The organism is Candidatus Niyogibacteria bacterium CG10_big_fil_rev_8_21_14_0_10_46_36 (genome assembly GCA_002772995.1).
Taxonomy (GTDB): Bacteria; Patescibacteriota; Minisyncoccia; order 1-14-0-10-42-19; family 1-14-0-10-42-19; genus 1-14-0-10-46-36.
Window position 1 is genome coordinate 198,320 of sequence record PFCO01000001.1, and the last position, 6,138, is coordinate 204,457.

Annotated in this window: 4 protein-coding genes and 1 pseudogene (1 of these 5 running past the window's edge); all 5 read right to left on the reverse strand. The window is 43.5% G+C overall.

Translation table 11 applies throughout. The features are described 5' to 3' along the window. Window positions 1-9: pseudogene (locus tag COU47_01035) on the reverse strand (hypothetical protein); it reaches 543 nt to the left of the window's first position. A gap of 356 nt (window positions 10-365) precedes the next feature. Beyond that, window positions 366-1,838 (reverse strand): hypothetical protein, encoded by a 1,473-nt coding sequence (locus COU47_01040; GenBank protein PIR70002.1) that lies wholly within the window; start codon window positions 1,836-1,838, stop codon window positions 366-368. A 5-nt stretch (window positions 1,839-1,843) separates the two neighbouring features. After that, window positions 1,844-4,129 (reverse strand): restriction endonuclease subunit R, encoded by a 2,286-nt coding sequence (locus COU47_01045; protein ID PIR70003.1) that lies wholly within the window; start codon window positions 4,127-4,129, stop codon window positions 1,844-1,846. Window positions 4,130-4,131: 2 nt separating this feature from the next. Further along, window positions 4,132-5,823 carry a type III restriction endonuclease subunit M gene (locus tag COU47_01050; protein PIR70004.1) on the reverse strand — a complete coding sequence of 564 codons (1,692 nt, stop codon included), beginning with the start codon at window positions 5,821-5,823 and terminating at the stop codon, window positions 4,132-4,134. A gap of 2 nt (window positions 5,824-5,825) precedes the next feature. Beyond that, the gene (locus COU47_01055) at window positions 5,826-6,032 is read right to left on the reverse strand and encodes a DNA-binding protein (protein ID PIR70005.1); all 207 of its coding nucleotides are present in this window, start codon (window positions 6,030-6,032) and stop codon (window positions 5,826-5,828) included. Between the last annotated feature and the right edge of the window lie 106 nt (window positions 6,033-6,138).

Consider the following 6,138-nt stretch of genomic DNA (forward strand, 5'->3'; position numbering starts at 1 on the left):
CCTCCACACCCCCCGCCGCGAAGCGGAAAGTTTGAAAGGAAGGAAATTTTTGGTTTTGCTGCCGCCGCTTCACTCCTCCAAAAAGGCTAGTAAGTGTATATTAGCATTTTTGGCAGTTTTACGCCCGCCTTTTCTCCGTCGCTTGCGTCGGCCCGAGGCGCTCCCGTCCCCGCGTTTGGTGGTAGTTTGAAAGTCCGCTCACACTTCGCAAGCACCTCGCACTGGCCGCTCGCTACGCTCACGATGCCTGCTCGGTGTTGCTTCGTGTTCGCTCCGTGGCTTCGGCGATGCCTATGGTAATTCTTTGTGCTTGCCCCACCCACCCAGTGCGCGCACAAGCCCGTCCGCTGACGCGAGCGGCTCCCTTATGCGTTTGAAGCAGACACCTTGTTGTCGCTTCGTCCGTCAATTAAAACAATGTTTTCTTTTCCGGAAAGCTCAAGTTCATTCAAAATTCCATTTACTCGCTTATATTCGTCTTCGGTAAAGTATATTATCACTTTGAAAGAAGAATTTGTTTGATTCGCTTTTTCGTAAATTTCAACCTGCTTTTGTAGATTTTGCTTGAGCTTTTTGTTTTTGGCGAGCTTAAATTCCACCAGCGTTTTATCTCCGCTACCTTTGGAAATTTTGAAATCCACAGGACCACGACCATTATTTACTTCTCGGTTTATATCAAAAGCAGATGATTCGTGGCATACCAAGCCGAACAAAAGTTGTAAATCTCTTTCTGTTCCGAGACATTCTTCTTTGTGATAAAAAAGTTTGTATCCGTCATTGTTTTCTATGTAACCCTTTAGAGTGCCTATTTTCTTTTTAGCTTCGTCATAGCTATTTTGCGCTGACGAGTAAAAGTCCGTTTTCTGTAGTCCAGTAATAAAATCGCGGACATTCTTAATATAAAAATTTTCAGAAAAAATGACTTTTTCGTTGCTGATATTCTCAGCTTGGTCGCCGTGTTCTTCTTTATACTTGATGTAATAATCAATGAGTTGGGGAAACTCTTGAATGGTGGCAAAAGCGGCAGCCATTTTCTCTTGTTTTGTTGGCTCCTTTTTCTTCTTCGGATCTCTGACAAGGCGACTTCGCAGATAGTTATTGACCTGAAATCGTAGTTGTTCGTCGGGGATAGCATTTGGTATGCGTTCAAAATCTTCGAGCAGATCTTTTTTGTTTATCCATGTCTCGTCTTTGGTTAGCAAATCTTTCGGGGTCAAAATAACGAAATCGCCCTCAAATTTTGGCAAATCAAAAGTCGCCTCTTCCCAAGTTTCAGTTTCGTAATTAAAGCGTGTTCGTGGTATGCGAAAAGTATCTCGCAAACTCTCATCAATGTGCTTTTGCGCGAAAGTTTGAGTGTATTCAAGTAAAAACTCTTTCATCAGATTCGTAGCAAAATCGCTGATGTTGTCCTTGCCAACACCATCTTTAATCAAGCACAATTTTTCCAAATGGCTGCTTTTTGTTATTTGTTCTTGTCCAAACTCCTGAAAAATTTTGTGCAGATTTTCGTTTAACGCTGTCGCAAAATCCATTCCGAGCGCACTACCTTTGTTTCCAATAACAGAGAAGCCGAGCCAATTTTGCTCGACTTCCTTAAATGCGTACCAAGCTTTGAGTGTTCCTTGATTTTGCTCCTCGTTGGCCTTGCCTTTCAGAAATACGAGATATTTTATTATGCTCTCGTGCAATTCTTTATATTTCTTCTTCTTGCTGTTGAAAAGGAGGAATGGATCAATGAAAAGCGGTAAGTCTGAAACGAGAGAAATATTAAAAGCCCCGTATTTTTCGAGGTCTTGCGGTTTTATTTTGAAATGGTCAGAAAAATATAAATCCATAATTATTATAATTCGAGAACATCCCAGCCCTTGAGTGACGAATCATGCGAATACTTGGCATTGCGATTGATTTTCCAGCCGTTTGGTCCGTCTTGGACAGCAATACCGCCGTCAAAACCTTTCTTTCCTTTGAGCCATGCCTGCAGAGCTTCGGCTTTGTACTTTGTGTCGTTGCTTTCGGCAGTAATTCCAGCCTTGGTATCAATGATCAAAACACTATTCTTCGTTTTTATAATCCAGTCAGGGTAGAACAGCTTTTCCTTGTTCTCGTCGGGATTGTAAAAGGAGATTGAAAAATGCTCGCTTCCGGTGTCGCCGTTTTTGTGCCACCAAACGACGCTTTTGTTTTTTGGCGACTCAAGAAACTCAATAAATTTTCTCTCATTGTTTGCACCTCCGAATAGTCCGGCAGGGATCTTTTCAAACCAAAACGGCTCCATTGCAGATTTCTTGACCTCCAATTCTGCGTATTGGTCGGTAAAAAATAACGCCTCGCGTGGGACTTCAATATGCTCTGTGCGCTTTGCGCGTGCCGCCTTTTTGTTTACTTCCTGCTCGCGGATCGGGCGATACGACAAAAGTGCGTCGCCAACAACAGGCGCAAGCGCGCCTGCCGAACTAACCAAATCATTCACGATAATTTTGTAAGCGTCGGCGCGGGAAATTTTGAGTTTCTCCATGAGATAAATGTTCAGTGCGGTCTTGAGCTTGCCCCATGAACGCTCTGGTGCGAATTTTCGGTTTTCGTCGGTTTGCTTTGCGACAATTTTGAAGCACAACAAGTTGTACAGCCGTTCAAGGTCATGGCGGGACATTTCCTCATCATAACTTCCACCCTCCTCAAACAGCTCTTTGGTGAAATTGTCGTAATCGTCAATTTCCACGCCGACAATCAAGCCGTTTGTCACTTTCGGTTTTAGATTGAGTTTCTTGGTGTCCAATTTTTTGTCCGCCACTTGCTTAAATGTCATTTGGAAAGAATCACCCAAGTCGTTATAGTCCGCGCGCGTCATAAAGACGGATTTCAGCTTTATCGGCTCAACATTTTTTTTGCGATAACTTCCGTTGATTGCCGGACGATTTTCAGTTTTAGATTTTACGTACTCTGCCAAAACCTCGTTCCGTTTATAGTTTGTATAGAGATAGCCGAGATTGAGTTCAGGATGAGCAAAGTGTGTGCCAAATGGCATACGCAAAATGCGTCCAACGGTCTGTATTGCAAAAGTCGGATTCTTTATTTCGCGGAACATCACTAAAACTCCCGCGCGCGGACAATCCCAGCCCGTTGCGGCGGCTTGCTTAAATAGGAGAAACGACACCGGCGAGTTGGCTTTTTCCAAATCCTCCAAGTTTTCTTTCTCTTTGGAGAGCCAAACGGCAATCTCATCACTTTTTACGCCTTTGCGTTTTAGATATTCCAGTACAATCGTCTGCTTGGTCGTGTCGCTGGTTTCTTTAGTTGCTTGATCGTCATTCGGAAGCTGAATCAAAACAAGCGGATTGACCTCAACGCCGAGCTTTTTATACAGCTCCACCAGCTCTAGCCGTTTGGCAAAAGCTAATTCCAAAAGCATTTCGTCTTGGTCAAGTTTCTTGACTGCTTTTTGTTGCAAATCTTCCTCCGTTTGAAATACGATTTTTTCTTTAATCAGCCCCGCCTCAACAACCGCGTCGCGCCTTATTTCAACATATCCACCTGTTTCGGCGCGGGTCGGGATGTATTTCGGCGTTGCCGACATACGGAGTGTGATTTTCGGCTTGATAAGACCCTCAACCACTTCCAGCGCGAGGTCGGTGTCGCTTCCGATATGTTCCTCATCAATAATCACGACAATCTTGCGTCCCGCTCCGTGCGTTTCGTTGATGAAGTTATCAAAAGTCAGCCCTTGCTCGTTATCGCGGCGCAATTTCCGGCTTTCTTTGCTTCGTCCTTTAATTTTCTGCCAGTTTATGAAAAAGATATCGTTTTGGCGCAGTTTCTCACGCGATAGGTCGTTAAGATCAAGCAAATCAAGCTCGCTTGCGCCGCCGTAGTAATCAAAAAGTTTTTTCTTGCTCTGCTCGTATGAGTCCTCGCTAAACGAAAACCATACAAACGCGACATCGTTGCCCGCAAAACGCGGATCGCTCACGATGTCGCGCAAAAATTGCGCCAGCATTATCGTCTTGCCCGAACCGGTCGGCGATTTGAAAACAAGCGGGATATTTTGATTCGGCAATTTCCACAAACTCAAAAACTGATCTTTGAGCTGTGATATTGCCGTTTCTTGAAATGGTTTGAGTGCGAACATAATTATATCCGGTTTAGTTCTTTGTAAACTTCAATGATCGGCTCTGGAATATCCTCGACCCTGATATTCGCGCTGGAGTACTCGCCTTTGTATTCGTTCTTGCCCCAACTGAAAATATACAAAGCTGTCGGCAGATTTTTCTTTTCCAGTTTGGCAATGAGTTCCGCCAGTTTTGCTTTGTCTTCCTTGAAGTATATTGCCACCAACTTGCCCTTGCCCTCAAAAATCTGCCACCAGTCATTTTTCTCCACTTCGTTGAGCGTGTCCTCGCGAACGGCGATCATTTCTCCCGCTTCATAGGTAATACGGATTTTTGCGTCATCCGGCACTTTGTGGATTTGCTCAATATCCACGAGATCAGTTTGATAGTAGAAAAGATTGCTCGGCATTCCAGCGACTTTTTCTCCCTTTTTGTTCTTGTAGCCTTTGATGACGGCTTTAATACGCGGATAGCAGACTGATTCGGCAATCCCGCCGTTTCCGCCGTTGTTGTTTTCGTTATTGGTGCAGATGATGAATTTGCGATTGCCGCCATCAATTTTGTTCATTTCTAAAACGGCGTGTCCGGTTGTGCCTGAACCGGCGAAAAAGTCCAAAACATTTGCGTGTGGCCGCTCGCCAACAACAGCAAACAAACAATCGTAAACTGTATGAAGTGATTTCGGATAATCAAAATCGGAGCTAGGGACAATCTCGCGCAATAGTTTTGCGCCATACTCATTGGCGTCGTATTTTTTATCAAACCAAACCGTCCGATACTTTCCAAAATCCTTACCGATTTGAATTTCTTTGCCACCTCTACCGTCCGCTACACGCAAGAGATGTTTTATTTTTTCCACACTTTGGCGAGCGTAACGCCATTTCCTCTCAATACCCTCATTATCTATCGGATAAATGTAAGTTCCGTCTTTTTTGTTTTCTTCTCTATTCGGATGAATGTCGTTCGGCACAACATTGCCAAACCCAATAACTTCTCCGTCTTTGATTATTATTGGGTAAAAACAATTTCTAGCGTCAGTTCGTAACGATTCGCCACCGTTATCTCGCAATCCTCTCCAGCTAACATCATCTCCGTCAATAACCCTGTCGCCGATTGTTTTTAGATTTTTTGGTATAACAAAAACTGCGTATTCGTGGGTATAAGAAAAGTTTGTTCCCTGCACGCCACGAGGATTGTGAACAATCGTAATCGTATGTTGCTCGTGTGCTGGAAATAATTGCTCAATTAAAACTCCCAAGTGCGCCTGCTCATTTTCATCAATCGCGCAAATTAGCACGCCATCATCTTTCAAGAGATTTTTTGCCAGATTGAGACGATGGCGCATAAACGAGAGCCACTTGCTGTGTCGGTATTCATCGTCTTTGTCTACATAGTCATTGTTATATTTCCAGTTTTTTGCGCCGGTGTTATAAGGCGGATCAATGTAGATAAGGTCAATATTCTTTTTGTGCGTATAGTTAAGAACCGAAAGCGCGAGGTAGTTATCACCCTCAATCATCAAATTATTAGGATACGCTTCGCTCAAATCAAGACGATTTTTGACGACCTCTTTCAAAACAGGGACTTGAGTTTTTGATTGCTCAACGACATCTTCCTGCTTGTCCTCAAAAACCAGCCCAAGATTGTTTTTCTTGAGTTTCCTGATTTGAGCTTCTAGCTCTGCCACTTTCTTTTGTAAATTATTGTCCGTCATAGTTATTTCAAAAGCTCGTCGCTTGATACTCCCAACGCTTGGGCAATTTTCTCAATGGTGGCAAGTGTGGGATTGCCTTTGCCTGCCTCAATATTGCTCATTTGGGCACGATCAAGCCCGACCGCACGACAAATATCGCCTTGCGACATTTTTTTGCGTTCGCGAATCAGTTTTATATTTTTGCCAAGCTTTGATGTTGGGGTTTTCATATTCACAGATGTATTATAGCCAAATATTGTGTCCTATGACAATAATGTGATATATTACAAGTATGTTGATATTGAAGCGGCGGCAGCAAAACCAAAAATTTCCTTC

Coding starts and splice junctions, on each gene's coding strand:
- COU47_01040 (PIR70002.1), bottom strand. CDS start 1,838: ATGGATTTATATTTTTCTGACCATTTCAAAATAAAACCGCAAGACCTC.
- COU47_01045 (PIR70003.1), bottom strand. CDS start 4,129: ATGTTCGCACTCAAACCATTTCAAGAAACGGCAATATCACAGCTCAAA.
- COU47_01050 (PIR70004.1), bottom strand. CDS start 5,823: ATGACGGACAATAATTTACAAAAGAAAGTGGCAGAGCTAGAAGCTCAA.
- COU47_01055 (PIR70005.1), bottom strand. CDS start 6,032: ATGAAAACCCCAACATCAAAGCTTGGCAAAAATATAAAACTGATTCGC.